Below are 16000 nucleotides of genomic sequence, written 5' to 3' on the forward strand. Positions count from 1 at the left end.
CCCGACCATGGCTGAAGCGCGCCGCTGGGGTTTTTCATGGCTGGCCTGGAGCATTTTTGCTCTGGTGCTGGTCAGTGGAGGCTCCGCCAGCTGGCTGCTCTATCGCGCCATGTCCACCACCCTGGACGTGCTGACCGAAGAGCGTTTGAACGCCGCAGGCCGGGCCGTCCTGCAAGCCCTGGATACCGATCTGAACGGCGCCATCGATGCCATGCGCAGCACCGCTTTGATGATGGGGGCGCTGAACGCCCCCGATGAACAAGCTTGGCGCGCCTTTACCGTCCCCATCATGAAGGGCCGCACACCCTTGCGCGCCATGGACTGGGCTCCGCGTAGCCCTGCCGAGCAAGGCCAGGACCGCTTTCCACGCAAGCTGGTGACCCCGCCCAATATCCTGCCCCTGGGCGAGGATCTGGCGCGTCAGCCCCTCTGGTTGAGCAGCAGCCAGATGGCGCGCGACAGCGGCGTCACCGTCTCCACCGCACTCACCGATTTTCAGCTGCGCCCGGACGCTGAAGAGGTCACACAGCCCGGTGCCGACGGCTTTGACCGCGGTCGCGGTTTGATTCTGGTAACCCCGGTTTTTGCGCCCGGCACGACGACTGGATTGAAGGCCAGGCGCGAGCGCTTGAGAGGTTATGTCTCGGGTTTGTTCGACATCAACTTCTTCATGCAGGAGGCCTCCTTCCGGGCCGATTCCGCCCATCTGGACCTGCTGGTCTTCGACGTGACCGATCAGCGAAGCCTCCAGTACGCCCAGCGCGGTGAGCACAGCGATCTGGACCCGGAGACGCTGGAAGCCTACAAGCCCCGACCCGGCGATCTGCAACTCTCGGTGGTGGTGGCATCGCGATCCTGGGAGCTGGTGCTGCACCCGCGCAGCAGCTTTTTTGCGGCCGACGACCGCGGCTCCATCCACGCTTTTGCCGCCGTGGCGGCCCTGGTCACCCTGCTCTTGGCAGCCGCCGTGTTCTGGGTCGGGCACAGCCAATATGTGGCGGCGCAGGCGCGGCGCGCGGCCGAGGCGGCGGATCGCTCCAAATCGAGCTTTCTGGCCAATATGAGCCACGAGATCCGCACGCCCATGAATGCCATCATCGGCATGAGCATGCTGCTACTCAAGACCGAGCTGAACCCACGGCAAAAAGACTTCACCGAAAAAATTCAGTCCAGCAGCCTGAACCTGCTGGGCATCATCAACGACATCCTCGACCTATCCAAGATCGAGGCCGAGAAACTCAGCATCGAGAACATCGAGTTTGAATTGGAGCGGGTGCTGGACAACGTCGCCCTGCTGGTGGGGGAGAAGGCTGCGGCCAAAGGCCTGGAGGTGATTTACGACCTGGCGCCCGAGTTGCCGCGCCGGCTGATCGGCGACCCGCTGCGCCTGGGTCAAATCCTGATCAACTACGCCAATAACGCGGTCAAGTTCACCGCCCAGGGCGAGATCGTGCTGCGCATCACGGTGCGCGAGCAAAGTGCCGAGCAGGTGCTGCTGGAGTTCTCGGTCAGCGACACCGGCATCGGCCTCTCGGCCGAGCAGATGAGTCGCTTGTTCCGCAGCTTTGAGCAGGCCGACAGCTCCGTCACCCGCCAGTACGGCGGCACCGGCCTGGGCCTGGTGATCGTCAAATCGCTGGCCCAGCTGATGGGCGGCGAGGCCGGCGTGGACAGTGTGCTGGGCCAGGGCAGCCGCTTTTGGTTCACCGCCCGCCTGGGCCTGGCCGAGGCCCAAGACGAGCCCGCCACCGTGCAACAACTCGGCCTGGCCAAGGCCTTGCGCGTCCTGGTGGTGGACGACAACGCCAGCGCCCGCCAGGTGCTGGGCCTGCAGCTGCAACGCCTGCAACTCAGTTTTGCCGAAGCCCAAGACGGCCAGCAAGCCCTGGACATGCTCGCCGCGGCACAAGCCGGCCCCCAGCCCTTTGACCTCGTCTTGATGGACTGGCTGATGCCTGGCATGGACGGTGTGGCTGCCGCCCGCCTGATCCGCGCACGCTGGCCTGCGCTGGCCGTGGTGATGGTGACGGCCCATGGCCGCGAGGAAATCGTCAGCCAGGCCTCGCAGCTGGGCATCAGCGAGTTTCTGATCAAGCCCGTCAACGCCTCGGCCTTGCTCGGCACCTTGCTGCGCGCCAGCGGCGTGGCCCAGGCCCTGAGCGAGGGCCGTGGTCTGCCCCTGGACGAGGGCGAGATCCGCATGGCCCCCTTCCACGGCGCCCGCATCCTGCTGGTGGAAGACCACCCCATCAACCAGCAACTGGCCGTCGAGCTGCTGAGCGAGGTGGGCCTGCACGTCGAGGTCGCCGACAACGGCGCCATCGCCCTGGAGATGCTGCAGAAAAATGCTTACGAGCTGGTGTTGATGGACATGCAGATGCCGGTGATGGACGGCCTCAGCGCCACCCAGGCCCTGCGCCGCCTGCCCGGGCTGGAGCAAATCCCCGTGCTGGCCATGACGGCCAACGCCATGGACGCCGACCGCGACGCCTGCCTGCAAGCCGGCATGAACGACTTCATCTCCAAGCCCATAGACCCGGCCCAGCTCTGGCGCGCCTTGTCCAAATGGCTGCCCGCGCCGGAGTCGGCCGACACCATCCCAGCGCCCCTTTCGGCCGCCACCAGCCCCAAGCCCGAAGCGGCCGAAGCGCTGCCCAGCGTACTGCCCGGGGTCGACCTCAATCTCGGCCTGCGCTACAGCAATCGCAAGACCGCCACCTACCTCTCGGTGCTGCGCCAGTTCGCGCGCGGTCAGGCGCAAAGCAATGCGCAAATTGAGCAAGCCCTGGCCAGCGGCGATCTGGCCCTGGCCCAGCGCCTGGCGCATACCGTCAAGGGTGTGGCCGCCAATATCGGCGCCACCCAGGTCCCGCCCCTGGCCGAAGCGCTGGAGCAGGGCTTGCGCGACGGCCTGCCTCTGAGCGAACTGCAGGCCCGCGCCGCCGCCCTCGCCCCCGCGCTGGACGCCTTGCTGGCCGCCATCGGCCAGGCTCTGCCCGAGGTGGCAAGAACTGAGCCCAGCACCACACTCCAAGCCAGCCCCAGCGAGATCGCTCAGCGCCTGGCCGAGCTACGCGAGTTGCTCCAAGAAGCGGATGCCAGCAGCCCCGCCTTTTTGAGCGACCACCAGGCCTTGTTCCAACAAGCCCTGGGCGATCGATTCGCCCCCTTGGCCGCCGCCTTGCAGGCATTTGATCTAGAGGAAGGCTTGAAGATCCTGCAAGGCCAGGGCTGATCGGTTCAAGCTCGCAAGTCATTCGCCTTCCTTGAGTACAAGGCAAGCACGGCGGCGGCCTCCGCCAGCAAGGCCTCACGCAGCGTTTTCGGACTCAGCACGATTAACTCGCTACCCATACGCAAGAGCTGGCGCGCCGAGTAAGGCGCTGCTTCGATCGGCAGCTCGGTCTCGAACCAGCCGGGCTGTGTCGTTTTGCGCAAGCTCTGCTGCGCATGCTCGGCCATGGCAGGGGATTGCGCCCGCAGCAAGCGCAGACCCTCGTCCGAGATCTTGACCCTGGCGCGTTCGCACATCAGCTCGGCCTCAAAGCGCTGCACCGCCTTGCGCCAGTAGTCCGCCAACTCGAAGCGCCGGGGGCGCGGCGCGCTCTCGGGCAAGACCTCCAGGCTCAAGATGCTGGAGACCCGAAAGTGCCGCGTCCGCCCTGCCGCTTGCACCACCAAATACCAAAGCCCGCCCTTGAGTACCAGGCCCAGTGGCGCCACCCGCAACTGCCGCTCGCCCCGCCAGGCCGCATAGCTCAGGCTCAGCGCCTGGTCATGCCACAGGGCTGCGGCCAGCAAGGGCAGGTGCGCCAAGGCTTCGGCGCGGCCATACCAGGGCAAGGGATCCAGATGAAAACGCTCGGCCATGCGCTGCGCCTTGGCCAGCGCATCGGCACCGCCCTCCAAGGGTAGGCTGGCCAGCAGCTTGAGCTGGGCCGAGGCCGCCTCCGGGCCCAGCCCCAGATCGCTGGCCACGCCGCCCAGGCCCGCCAAAGGCAGACCTTGCGCCTCCTCCGCACTCAACGCCGTGGCACGGGCGCGGTAGCCCTCGCGCAAGACGATGCCGCCGTGGCGGCCTCGCTCGGCATAGACCGGCACCCCTGCCGCGCTGAGCCCGTCCACATCCCGGTAGATCGTGCGCACCGAGACCTCAAACAGCCGCGCCAACTCGCTTGCGCTACAACGCCCTTGCAGCTGCAAGCGCAGCAAGATCGACAGCAAACGGCTTGAGCGCATGGTGGGCCCTCTTCTTTCCGACGTCCCGACAACACAGAGAAATTCTGCGCCGGCCCAGAATACATGACATGGGCTGACAGGTTTAGCTAGGCAAGATGAACTCCTGCTCAAACAGCGAACCAAGCAGGAGATCAGCCATGAACACAGCAAGACGAAAACTCCTACTCAAAGCCGGCGGTGCGGCCACCGCCTTGGCCTTGAACAAGACGCAGGCAGCCCCCGGACTCCCGCCTCGCTTTGACCCCGTGCCGACGCTGCCCAGCCAGCCCACACCGGGCCGGCCAGGTGACTTTGATTTTCTGAACGGCGAATGGCGCATCGAGCATTTCCGCCAGCAGCCGGGCCGCCAGGATTGGGACCATTTCGAGGGTGAAGCCACTTGCTGGAGCCTGCTGGGCGGCCGCGGCAGCGTGGAAGAGCTGCGCATCCCTGCCCGCCAATTCAGCGGCATGGGCTTGCGCCTGCTCGACGCCGAAAAGGCACAGTGGTCAGACTTTTGGGTCAATGCCAAAAGCGGCGTGCTCACCACGCCGGGTCAGACCGGCAGCTTCGAGCATGGCGTGGGCATCTTCAGCTCCGAATACGAAGAGCAAGGCAAAAAGATGCTTTCCGCCGGCCTGTGGGATCAGATCACCCCGCAGTCCTGCCGCTGGCGCCAGGTGGTGTCAGCCGACGGCGGCAAGAGTTGGGAGCACAACTGGGTGATGCATTGGCGGCGGGTTTGAGGGCGCCCGAAGCGCGCAAATTCAGGCGGGCGATCTCAGTTGAGCGGCGAGCCTGTTGTGGCGGCGGCAGGCTACTGGTAGTGCTTCAGCAAGAAATACCGATCCGGGCTCTGCGCCACGCCCTCCACCTTGCCCACGATTTCAAAGCCCAGCTTTTGATAGAAGTCGGGCGCTTGAAAGGCCAGAGTGTCGACCTGGGCGGCCAGGCAGCCGCGTTGCCGGGCCTGGTTTTCTGCCAGGGCCATCAGCTGGCGGGCCAGGCCGCGGCCTCGGTGGCTATCTGCGACCCAGAGTACGTCGATCAGGAACTGACGGTAGATTGTGCGGCCGGCCACACCGCCTAGCAGCTGGCCAGACACATCGCGGGCCAAGGCGGCCAGGGGCTGGGACCTCTCCTCGCCCATCTGCGCAAAATTGTGCTGGCGCACACCTTCGACCAAGGCCTCGAAATCGGCCGCTTTGACCTCGTTCAGCAGCTCAAGTTTCAGCTCCGCCATCTCGGGGTCAAACCTTGTTCAGCCCAGATAGCGGGACTGCAGATGTGCCTTGAAATGCGCGGGGTTGAGCGACTCAGCGCTGGCGCGACGCACCAACTCAGGGGTCTCGTAGCGGCTGCCCTGCAGCCAGATGTTTTGCTTGAGCCAGTCGAACACCGGCGCCAGATTGCCCGCGCCGATTTGCGCGTCCAGATCCGGCATGGCGCGGCGCATGGCGGCAAACCATTGCGCGGCGTACATGGCGCCCAGGGTGTAGCAGGGGAAGTAACCGACCAGGCCCGCACCCCAGTGCACGTCCTGCATGCAGCCGTCCTTGAAGTTGCCACGGGTGTCCAGACCCAGCAGCTCCATCATCTTGGCGTCCCACAGGGCCGGGATGTCCTCGCACTCGATCTGGCCTTCGATCAGGGCGCGCTCGATCTCGTAGCGCAAGATGATGTGGGCGGGGTAGGTCACCTCGTCGGCGTCGACGCGGATCAGGCCCGGGCTGACCCGGGTCAGCAGGCCATGCAGATTGCCGGCCTCAAACGCGGGCTGAGCCCCGAAATGTTGATTCAACAGCGGGCTCAAGAGCTTGGCGAACGCCGGGTGGCTGCCTAACTGCATCTCGAAGCTGAGCGACTGGCTCTCGTGCAAGCCCATGGAGCGGGCTTCTGACAGGGGTTGGCCCAGCCATTCGCGCGGGCGGTTCTGCTCGTAGCGGCCATGGCCGGTTTCGTGGATGGTGCCCATCAGGCTGGGCAGGAAATTGTCTTCGCGGTAGCGCGTGGTCATGCGCACGTCTTCGGGCACCCCGCCGCAAAAGGGGTGGGCGCTTTCATCCAGGCGTCCGGCTTCAAAGTCGAAGCCCATCAAGCGCATGGCGTCCAGGCCCAGGGCGCGCTGGGCGGCCTTGGGGAAGCTGCCCACCGGCTGCAGCACTTTTTCCTGCGCTTGCTTGGCGCGCACGCTTTGGATCAGGCCCGGCAACCAGCTGCGCAGATCGCCGAACACGCGGTCCACCTCGGCGCTGCGCATGCCGGGCTCATACTGGTCCATCAGCGCGTCGTAACGCGACAAACCGCTGGAGTCCGCCAGCAAGCTCGCCTCTTCCCTTGCCAGCTTGATCACCTCGCGCAGATTGGGCAGATAGCCTGCCCAGTCATTGGCTTGGCGTTGCTCGCGCCAGGCATGTTCGCAGCGCGAAGCGGCCAGGGACTTGGCCTCCACCAGGGCCTGGGGCAAGGCATTGGAGGCGCGCCAGACCCGGCGCATCTCACGCAGATTGGCCCGCTGGTCCGCGTCCAGCGGCTCTTGCTCGGCGGCGTCCAGCAGGCCCTTCAAGGCCGGCTCGGTGGCCAATTGGTGCAGCAAGCCGCCCATCTCGGCCACGGCCAGGGAGCGCGCCTCATTGCCCTTGGGCGGCATATTGGCCGACTGGTCCCACTCGGCAATCGACTTCAGATGCGCCAGATGATGCAGGCGCTGGTGGCGCTTGTGCAGTTCGGCGTAGGCGGCTGGCAGGGCTTGGGTATTCATAGGGAGCGTCTGGCGGTTGGCGATGAAGGCAGTCTCGCATTGTCATCGCAGCGACCCTGCTGCGCCGTCTCCCCCATCAGGGGGGAAATACCCAGACCAGGGCCGCCGTCATCACGACATAACGCATGAACTTGCCGACAGCCATATAGGCCACACAAGGCCAGAAAGGCAGCTTGAGCCAGCCGGCCACGGCGCACAGCGGGTCGCCAACGAGGGGCAGCCAACTCAGCAAGCAGGCCTTGGCGCCGAACTTGCTCAGCCAACTCAGGGCGCGCGGATTGGGCGGCTTTTTGTGGCGGGCATGCTCGTAAGCGGCTTCGGCGCCATAGCCCATCCACCAGCTGATGGCGCCGCCCAGGGTATTGCCCAGGGTGGCCACCGCAATCGCCGGCCAGAACATGCTGGGGTCGGACTTGACCAGCAAAAACACCGCCGGCTCCGAGCCCAGGGGTAGCAGGGTGGCCGAAACCAGGGCCACCAGAAAGACGGCGGCCAGGCCCACCTGGGGCAGGGCCAGTGCGGCCAAAAGGGCCAGAATGCCCGACTCCAGAAATTTCTCCATGAGAGGCATTATCGGCAGCGTCGGCGGGCGGCCAGCGGGGCAAGACCTCGGGGCTGTCGGCTGTCTGTCGGCTTTTTATGACCCGACCCGCAACATCTGCGCCGCAAAGTCGGCATAAATCCCGCCGCCACGCTGCACGGCGGGCCCCGAGGCCTTATACTCTTGCCTCATTTTTGAGCAAACGCGCGAGCCCCTGCGGCCCGCCGCCTGCGGCGATAGGCCCACTTCGGGCTCCAAAGCCTGCAGCGCCCGCTCCGATTTGTCCGCCCGCTTTTTCGCTGCTCCTCGCCTTTTTTCGCCCCCTTGGCGATTCGCCCGGTCCCGTTCCACATGACTTCCGCCGCGCCGACTCTGCAAATCGGCCCCCACAGGCTTGCCAATCATTTGTTCGTAGCGCCCATGGCCGGCGTTACGGATCGGCCTTTCCGCCAGCTCTGCCGCCGCATGGGCGCGGGCTATGCGGTGAGCGAGATGGTGACCTCGCGCAAAGACCTGTGGAACAGCCTGAAGACCTCGCGCCGCGCCAACCACGAGGGTGAGCAAGGCCCCATCGCCGTGCAGATCGCCGGCACCGACGCCCCCATGATGGCCGAGGCCGCGGCCTACAACATCGCCCGCGGCGCCCAGATCATCGACATCAATATGGGCTGCCCGGCCAAAAAGGTGTGCAGCAAATGGGCCGGCTCGGCCCTGATGCAGGACGAGCCCCTGGCGCTGGAGATTGTTGAGGCCGTGGTCGCCGCCGCCGCCCCGCAGGGCGTGCCCGTGACGCTGAAGATGCGCACCGGCTGGTGCGAGACCGAGAAGAACGCCGTGCGCATCGCCCAGGCCGCCGAGAACGCCGGCGTGGCCATGGTCACCGTGCATGGCCGCACCCGCGAGCAGGGCTACAAAGGTGCGGCCGAGTACACAACCATCGCCGCCGTGAAGGCAGCCCTGCGCATCCCGGTGGTGGCCAATGGCGATATCGATTCGCCGCAAAAGGCCAAGGAGGTGCTGGCCCTGACCGGCGCCGACGCCATCATGATTGGCCGCGCCGCCCAAGGCCGGCCCTGGATCTTCCGCGAGATCGCCCATTTTCTGGCGACGGGCCAAGAGTTGCCCGCGCCCACCGTGGCTGAGGCCAGCGACTGGCTGGTGGAACACCTGCTGGAGCACTACAGCCTCTACGGCAGCCTGACCGGCATGCGCACCGCGCGCAAGCACATCGGCTGGGCCGTGCGAGACCTGCCTGGCGGCGAGGACTTCCGCCAAGCCATGAACCGGCTGGAAAGCTGTGAGGCCCAAATCCAGGCCTTGCAGCAATGGTTCGCGACCCTGGGCGCGGACTATGAGCGCTTGCCCTATCTTGCCAAGCGCGAGTCCCCGCCAACAATGGCGGCCACAGACAATGATGATGACGACGATGATCCCAAGCAACAACAAGAGTGAGGCCGCAGGCATGACACCGAAACCCATTGATGCCTGCGTGCGTGAAAACCTGGAAGTCTATTTCCGTGACCTGGAAGGCGAGGTGCCGCATTCCATGCACGAGATGCTGATCAATCTGGTGGAAAAGCCGCTGCTGGAGGTGGTGATGCAGCACGCCGCCGGCAACCAGAGCAAGGCGGCCGAATGGTTGGGCATCAACCGCAACACCCTGCGCCGCAAGCTGAGCGAGCACAAACTGCTCTGATCGCTTCCCGCAGACAATTCACGCCATCCCGACGATTTGGCGGCTCAGCCCCGGCAGGCCGGCCGCCCTCCCCACTTTCTTTCTTGAGTAGCAAACCATGTCTCCCAAGCCTCTTCTGACCGCCTTGATCTCCGTGTCCGACAAGACCGGCATCCTCGAATTCGCCAAGGAACTGCACGCCCTGAACGTGCGCCTGCTGTCCACCGGCGGCACGGCCAAGCTGCTGGCCGATGCCGGCCTGCCGGTCACCGAGGTGGCAGACCACACCGGCTTCCCCGAGATGCTGGACGGCCGAGTCAAGACCCTGCACCCCAAGGTGCACGGCGGCCTGCTGGCGCGCCGCGACTTCCCCGAGCACATGGCCGCCGCCGCTCAGCACGGCATCACCATGATCGACATCCTGGCCGTCAACCTCTACCCCTTTGAAGCCACCGTGGCCAAGCCCGGCTGCACGCTGGAAGACGCGATCGAGAACATCGACATCGGCGGCCCGGCCATGGTGCGCAGCGCCGCCAAGAACTGGAAGGACGTCACCGTGCTGACCGACGCCGGCCAGTACGCCCAAGTCTTGGCCGAGCTGAAGGCAGAAGGCAAGACCAGCGACAAGACCCGCTTTGCCGCTTCTGTGGCCGCCTTCAACCGCATCGCCCAATATGACGCTGCGATTAGCAATTACCTGAGCGCACGTACCGAAGAAGGCACGCTGTCCGAGTACCCCGGCCAGATGAACAGCAGCTTCGTCAAGGTGCAAGACCTGCGCTACGGCGAGAACAGCCACCAGACCGCCGCGCTCTACCGCGACCTCTACCCTGCCCCCGGCTCCCTGGTCACGGCCAAGCAGCTGCAAGGCAAGGAACTCAGCTACAACAATATCGCCGACTCCGACGCCGCCTGGGAATGCGTCAAGAGCTTCGATGTGCCCGCCTGCGTCATCGTCAAGCACGCCAACCCCTGCGGCGTGGCCGTGGCGGCCAACGCGGCCGAGGCCTATGCCAAGGCCTTGAAGACCGACCCCACCAGCGCCTTCGGCGGCATCATCGCCTTCAACCGCGAGGTGGACGGCGCCGCTGCGGCCCATGTCTCCAAGCAATTCGTCGAAGTGCTGATGGCGCCCAGCTTCAGCGCCGAAGCGCTGGAAATCTTCAAGGCCAAGGTCAATGTGCGCCTCTTGCAAATCGACCTGCCGCCCGGCGGCGCGACACCCTGGCAGCAAGGCCGAAATCTGACCGACAGCAAGCGCATCGGCTCCGGCATCCTGCTGCAGAGCGCCGACAACCACTTCCTGAAAAAGAGCGATCTGAAAATCGTCACCACCCTGCAGCCCACGGCTCAGCAGCTGGATGACCTGATGTTCGCCTGGACCGTGGCCCAGTATGTGAAGAGCAATGCCATCGTCTTCTGCGGCGGCGGCATGACCCTGGGCGTGGGCGCCGGCCAGATGAGCCGTGTGGACTCGACCAAGATCGCCGCCATCAAGGCCGCCAACGCCGGTCTGGCGCTGAAGGGCTCGGTGGTCGCCAGCGACGCCTTCTTCCCCTTCCGCGACGGTGTGGACGTGCTGGCCGATGCAGGCGCCAGCGCCGTCATCCAGCCGGGTGGCTCCATGCGCGACGAAGAGGTGATTGCCGCCGCCAATGAGCGCGGCATCGCCATGGTCTTCACGGGTGTGCGTCACTTCCGTCACTAAGCATTGACAAGGCCCTGCGCCGAATCAAGCAAGAATCAAAGCCGCCGGAGCTCCCCAGCCCGGCGGCTTTTTTCATGTTCTACACCACCGCGCCAGGGGCCCCCAACACCATGTGCCGCAATATCAAAACCCTGTTCAATTTCGCGCCTCCGGCCACCGAGCTGGAGATCCGCGACGCCTCCTTGCAATATGTGCGCAAGCTCAGCGGCTTTGCCGTGCCTAGCCAGGCCAATGCGGCCGCGTTTGAGCAAGCCGTGGCCGAGGTGGCGGCCAGCACCCGCAAGCTGATGCAAGCCCTGCGCACCCAGGCGCCGCCGCGCGACCGGGAGACCGAAGCGGCCAAGGCCCGGGCGCGTTCTCAGCTACGCTTCGGCAAGCCCACCGAGCAGGACACACCATGATCGATCCCCAACACTGGCTGCTCTTTGCCGGCGCCGCCTTTTTGATGGCCCTGACCCCGGGGCCGAATATGGTTTATCTGATCTCGCGTTCGCTCTGCCAGGGCTGGCGCGCCGGCCTGACCTCCTGGTGCGGGGTGGTGCTGGGCTTCACCCTGCATATGACGGCGGCGGCCGTGGGCCTGACGGCCTTGTTCATGGCCGTGCCCCTGGGCTATGAAGTACTCAAGTTCGCCGGTGCGCTGTACCTGGCCTGGCTGGCCTGGGGCGCGCTCAAACCCGGCGCACGCTCGCCCTTCGAGGCGCGCGCCCTGCCCGCTGAATCCCCGCGCAAGCTCTTCGTCATGGGCTTGCTGACCAGCGCCCTGAACCCCAAGGTCGCGGTGTTTTATCTCTCGGTCCTGCCCCAGTTCATCGCCCCCGAGCGGGGTTCGGTGCTGCTGCAGGGCTTCACGCTGGGGGCCACGCAGATGTTCATTGGCTCGGCCGTGAACCTGCTGGTGACCTTGTCGGCCGCGCGCATCGCCCTGTGGTTTGCCAACAATCCCTTGTGGATGAGTGTGCAGCGCTACTTCATGGGCCTGGTGCTGGCCGGTCTGGCGCTCCGCTTGTTGCTGGAGCCGCGTCGCGGCATCTGACACCTTGGAGACAGGCGCGCGCCTCTAGACGCCTGTCTCTAGCCCAGGGCCAACACCCTTGGCCTGAAGGCCTTCCAGGGTTAGCCTTGGCCGCAGGCAAAGAACAAGGAGACGACACGATGAATCGACGCCGCTGGCTGCAACTCGGCCTGGGGGCCGCCGTGCTGCTGGGTGTGGCGGGGGCCGGTGTGGCCCTGCTCAAACCCGGCTTGGTGGATGGCAAGCTGAGCCCCTCGGCCCGCTCCCTGATGCGCGCCGTGGCCCTGGCCGTGCTGGATGGGCAATGGCCTGAATCGGCGATCGAGCGCGGCGCCCGGCTGGATCAGCAAGTGGCCCAGATTGAGGCCAGTGTGGCCAAGTTCCCTGCCAGCGTGCGCGCCGAACTCTCCCAAGTCCTGAGCCTTTTGAGCACGGCGCCGGGCCGCCTGGGCCTGACCGGCCTGAAGAGCGATTGGAGCGAGGCGACGGCGGCCGAGATCCAGAGCGCCTTTGCCGCCATGAGCATCTCCAGCATCGCCACCCGCCAGCAGGTCTATCGCGCCCTGCGTGACCTCAACTGCCTGGTCTTCTTCAGCGATGCGACGAACTGGCCCCGCGTGGGCTACCCCGGCCCCCGCCAGATTCCCTGAGTACCCCTGATATGAGCACAAGCATCATCGACCCCATTGCCCAAGGGCTGGCGCACGGCTGGAAGGTCTTGGGCGGCAATGTGGCGGGTCAGGCCCGCCCGGCGCCCAGCAGCTTGGACTGCGACGTCGTCATCGTCGGCAGCGGTGCCGGCGCGGGCATCACAGCCGAGCTGCTGGCCAAGGCGGGGCTGAAAATCATCATCGTGGAAGAAGGCCCGCTGCGCTCCAGCAGCGACTTCCGCCAGCTGGAGTCCGAGGCCTATAGCCAGCTCTACCAAGAAGCCGGTGGGCGCAAGAACGTCGAGCAAACCATGCCCATCTTGCAGGGCCGCTGCGTGGGCGGCTCCACCACGGTCAACTGGGCCGGGGCCTTCCGCACCCCCGCCAGCACCCTGGAGTTTTGGGGCCAGAAGTACGGCCTGAATGAGCTGAATGCCAAGGCCATGTCGCCCTGGTTCGAGCAAGTCGAGCGCCGCCTCAACGTGGGCGAGTGGATGGGCGAGCCCAACGAGAACAATGCCGTGATCCAGCGTGGCGGCCTCAAGATTGGCGTCGAGGTGAACAAAATGCACCGCAACGTCAAGGGCTGTTGGAATCTGGGCTCCTGCGGCCTGGGATGCCCCACCAATGCCAAGCAGTCCATGCTGGTGACCACCATTCCCGCCGCCCTGGATCTGGGCGCCACCCTGCTGGTGCAGACCCGGGCCGAGCGTCTGGAATTGCAAGGCGATCAAGCCCAAGCCCTGGTCTGCCAGCCCATTGCCTTGAACGGCGATGCCGCAGGCCCCGCCCTGCGCATCAGCGCCAAGCACTTTGTGGTTGCCGGTGGCGCCATCAACTCGCCCGCGCTCTTGATGCGCTCCGGCGCACCCGACCCCCACAAGCTCTTGGGCAAGCGCACTTTTCTGCACCCCACCGGGGTCAGCAGCGCCTTGATGCCCGAGGCCGTCGAAGGCTGGGCCGGCGCGCCCATGAGCGTGTTCTCCGACCAATTCCTGCGTCAGCACCCCATCGACGGGCCGGTGGGCTACAAGCTGGAAACCGCCCCCGTCCACCCCGGTTTTGCCCTGACCAATCTGGGCGGTATGGGCAGCGCCCTGGGCGGGCGCATGAAGGCCTTCCCGCACTTGCACATCGGCATCGCCTTGTTGCGCGACGGCTTCCACGAGCAGGCCCCCGGCGGCACAGTGACGCTCAAATCGGATGGCAGCGCCAGCCTGTCCTATGTCTTGAACGACTATCTGCTCGACGGAGTACGCCGCGCCCACCTGACCATGGCCGAGATTCAATTTGCTGCCGGCGCCAAGAGCGTGCGCCCCGGCCACGAACAGGCCGAGGATTACACGTCCTGGGAACAGGCCAAGCGCGCCATCCAGGGCCTGAACTACCAGCCCTTTTTGACCGTGGTGGGCAGCGCCCATGTGATGGGCGGCTGCGGCCTGGCCAGCGAGGCCGGCCACGGCGTCGTGCGGCCAGACGGCCAGCATTGGCAGCTGGCCAATGTCTCGGTGCACGACGGCTCGCTCTTCCCCACCAGCATTGGCGCCAACCCGCAGGTCACCGTCTACACCCTGGCCAACCGCTTCGCCACCGGTCTGGCCAAGCGCTTGGCGGGCAAGGATGTGCAGCTGGCTTGAGGGCCGTCAATCACCGAAGGCAAAGTCCAGCACCGCCGCCGCGCCCTGCATCAACATGGCGCCGTGGTCGTGGCCGGCCAGCTCGGCATGGCTGAGGCGCAGCCCCGGCCAGTCGCTGGCGCGCAGGGCGGCAACGAAATCGCGGGCGTTGTCCACCATGCGATTGGCCGCCAGGCGCGCGTTGCGCTCGGCCGTGCGGCTGGGGTCGGCCGCCTGCTCCAGCAGGCCCACGGCGATATGCACACGCCGCTCGCCCGGCGGATTTGGCCGAGCGGCCAGACGTTCAGCCAGGCCTTGCAGCAAAAAGCGATTGCCAAACCATAGCGAGGGGCTGGAAGCCCAGTAACGCGCAAACAAAGCGGGTCTGTGCAGCAAGGTGTAGAGCGTGAACTGACCGCCGTAGGAATGGCCAAACAGGCTGAGCTGGCGGCGATCCACGGGCAAATGCGGCAGCAGCCTGGCCAGCGTGGGCAGCAGCTCCAGCTCGATGAAGTCCAGGAAATGTGCCGCCCCACCGTGCCGGGGTGAGAGCTTGTCGCAGGGCGCGCAGGCATCGGTGGGCGTGTAGTCCAGCGCCCGCGCATCCACATCGATGGGGTCGCCACTCGCATAGCCTATGCCCACAACCAGGCCGGGCCGACGCCCGCCCATCTTGCTGCGCCGGAACTCGCTGCGCAGCTGCGGCCGGGCGCGCTGCGGCTCCATCAAGGCAAACACGGCCTGGCCGTCCAGAGCCAGCAAGGCGGGGTAGCCGCTTTGGCCCGGGGCCAAGGGGCCGTCCGGCAGGCCTAGCCAGATGCGATAGCGCTGGCCCGTGTGCCGGGAGTTCAACTCAAAGGTTTGCGCATGCTCCAGCTGGGCGGCTTGCAAGATCGGCAACTCGGATGGCGCCGTCTGCGCCAAAGCCTTGCCGCTCGCCAGCCAGGCCAGGGCCAGGCCCAAACAATCACGCCGTGCCAGGGCGCTCATGCTTGCAACTCCGCCGCCATCAGGGGCACGACCAGGGGCGCGCCATCGCCCGGAGTGCTCAGCACCCGCGCTTCCAGGCCGTAGAGCTGGCGTACCAGGCCGGGCGTCACCACCTCGCGCGGCGTGCCCAGCGCCAGCACCCTGCCCTGCTGCAGGGCCAGCAAGGAATCCGCATGACGCGCCGCCGCGCCCAGATCGTGCAAGACCATCAAGATGCCACGCCCGGCCTCGGCCAGGCGGCGCACCAGGCCCAGCAGCTCATGGCCATGGCCCAGATCGAGGGCGCTGGTGGGCTCGTCCAGCAAGAGCCAGGGGGTTTGCTGGGCCAGCACCATGGCCAGCCAGGCGCGTTGGCGCTGGCCGCCGGAGAGCTGGTCCAGGCGCCGCCCGGCCAGGTCCAGCAGATCGCAATCGCGCAGGCATTGCTCCAACACCTGCTCGTCCTCGGCCGACCAGCGCTGCCACAGGCCCAGGCTGGCGCGCTGATGCGGGCGCCGGCCAAAAGCCACCAGCTGGGCCACGCTCAGCCCTTCGGGCGCCAGCGCCTGCTGGGGCAACAAAGCCAGACGACGGGCTCGCTGCGCCAGCGGCATGCGCTCCAGCACCTGGCCTTCTAGCAAGACCTGACCCCGCGAGGGCGCCAACAGCCCGGCCATGCAGCGCAGCAAGGTCGATTTGCCGCAGCCGTTTGCCCCCACCACCGCCATCACCTGGCCGCGCCGCAGCTGCAGATCGACGCCGCGCAGGGCCGCCGTGCCGCCATAGCCGGCATGCAAATCCAGCACCCGCAGCTGCTGATTCGCCTCGTTCACGCTTGCCATCTCAC

The 16000-nt window shown here is 66.2% G+C and carries 15 protein-coding genes; 9 read left to right on the forward strand and 6 right to left on the reverse strand.

What is annotated here, in order from left to right; translation table 11 throughout:
* The first annotated feature begins 7 nt into the window (after positions 1-7).
* Positions 8-3235, forward strand: a complete 3228-nt coding sequence (locus tag DBR47_RS04100) for a response regulator (RefSeq protein ID WP_124447222.1) — start codon at positions 8-10, stop codon at positions 3233-3235.
* 5 nt (positions 3236-3240) lie between these two features.
* Here DBR47_RS04100 and DBR47_RS04105 read toward each other — a convergent pair whose 3' ends face one another.
* A complete protein-coding gene (locus tag DBR47_RS04105; protein ID WP_124447224.1) occupies positions 3241-4239 on the reverse strand; it encodes a YafY family protein in 999 nt (332 codons plus the stop codon).
* A gap of 137 nt (positions 4240-4376) precedes the next feature.
* Between DBR47_RS04105 and DBR47_RS04110 the strand changes: the two genes are divergently transcribed.
* Positions 4377-4964, forward strand: coding sequence for a hypothetical protein (locus DBR47_RS04110; protein WP_124447226.1), 588 nt, complete (start codon positions 4377-4379; stop codon positions 4962-4964).
* A gap of 71 nt (positions 4965-5035) precedes the next feature.
* Here DBR47_RS04110 and DBR47_RS04115 read toward each other — a convergent pair whose 3' ends face one another.
* From DBR47_RS04115 to DBR47_RS04125, 3 genes are all read right to left on the reverse strand, one after another.
* Positions 5036-5461, reverse strand: coding sequence for a GNAT family N-acetyltransferase (locus DBR47_RS04115; protein WP_197046859.1), 426 nt, complete (start codon positions 5459-5461; stop codon positions 5036-5038).
* A gap of 18 nt (positions 5462-5479) precedes the next feature.
* Positions 5480-6979 (reverse strand): carboxypeptidase M32, encoded by a 1500-nt coding sequence (locus DBR47_RS04120; protein ID WP_124447228.1) that lies wholly within the window; start codon positions 6977-6979, stop codon positions 5480-5482.
* 76 nt (positions 6980-7055) lie between these two features.
* Entirely contained in the window at positions 7056-7541 is a 486-nt protein-coding gene (locus DBR47_RS04125; RefSeq protein WP_124447230.1) for a YqaA family protein, read from the reverse strand.
* Positions 7542-7892: 351 nt separating this feature from the next.
* Here DBR47_RS04125 and dusB point away from each other — a divergent pair, with 351 nt between their 5' ends.
* The 7 genes from dusB to DBR47_RS04160 all read left to right on the forward strand — a co-directional run bounded on the left by dusB (position 7893) and on the right by DBR47_RS04160 (position 14205).
* Positions 7893-8972: a tRNA dihydrouridine synthase DusB gene (dusB, locus tag DBR47_RS04130; protein WP_370454867.1), complete on the forward strand. Its 1080-nt coding sequence runs from the start codon at positions 7893-7895 to the stop codon at positions 8970-8972.
* A 10-nt stretch (positions 8973-8982) separates the two neighbouring features.
* On the forward strand, positions 8983-9216 hold the full coding sequence (locus tag DBR47_RS04135; protein WP_124447234.1) for a helix-turn-helix domain-containing protein: 234 nt from the start codon (positions 8983-8985) through the stop codon (positions 9214-9216).
* 97 nt (positions 9217-9313) lie between these two features.
* Positions 9314-10903, forward strand: a complete 1590-nt coding sequence (gene purH / locus DBR47_RS04140) for a bifunctional phosphoribosylaminoimidazolecarboxamide formyltransferase/IMP cyclohydrolase (RefSeq protein WP_197046860.1) — start codon at positions 9314-9316, stop codon at positions 10901-10903.
* Positions 10904-11013: 110 nt separating this feature from the next.
* Complete coding sequence (locus DBR47_RS04145) at positions 11014-11304, forward strand: DUF2277 domain-containing protein (RefSeq protein ID WP_124447706.1); 291 nt, start codon at positions 11014-11016, stop codon at positions 11302-11304.
* On the forward strand, positions 11301-11939 hold the full coding sequence (locus tag DBR47_RS04150) for a LysE family translocator (protein ID WP_124447236.1): 639 nt from the start codon (positions 11301-11303) through the stop codon (positions 11937-11939). The genes DBR47_RS04145 and DBR47_RS04150 overlap by 4 nt, the downstream gene beginning before the upstream one ends.
* Positions 11940-12058: 119 nt before the next feature.
* Positions 12059-12568: a hypothetical protein gene (locus DBR47_RS04155; RefSeq protein ID WP_124447238.1), complete on the forward strand. Its 510-nt coding sequence runs from the start codon at positions 12059-12061 to the stop codon at positions 12566-12568.
* Between the two features lie 11 nt (positions 12569-12579).
* Complete coding sequence (locus tag DBR47_RS04160; protein WP_124447240.1) at positions 12580-14205, forward strand: GMC family oxidoreductase; 1626 nt, start codon at positions 12580-12582, stop codon at positions 14203-14205.
* A 6-nt stretch (positions 14206-14211) separates the two neighbouring features.
* On the opposite strand, the gene DBR47_RS04165 is transcribed toward DBR47_RS04160, so the two are convergent.
* A complete protein-coding gene (locus DBR47_RS04165) occupies positions 14212-15174 on the reverse strand; it encodes an alpha/beta hydrolase (RefSeq protein ID WP_124447242.1) in 963 nt (320 codons plus the stop codon).
* Complete coding sequence (locus DBR47_RS04170) at positions 15171-15995, reverse strand: ABC transporter ATP-binding protein (protein ID WP_124447244.1); 825 nt, start codon at positions 15993-15995, stop codon at positions 15171-15173. The genes DBR47_RS04165 and DBR47_RS04170 overlap by 4 nt, the downstream gene beginning before the upstream one ends.
* Positions 15996-16000: the final 5 nt, after the last annotated feature.

The sequence above is a fragment of the Paucibacter sp. KBW04 genome, from assembly GCF_003852425.1.
Lineage (GTDB): Bacteria > Pseudomonadota > Gammaproteobacteria > Burkholderiales > Burkholderiaceae_C > Paucibacter_A.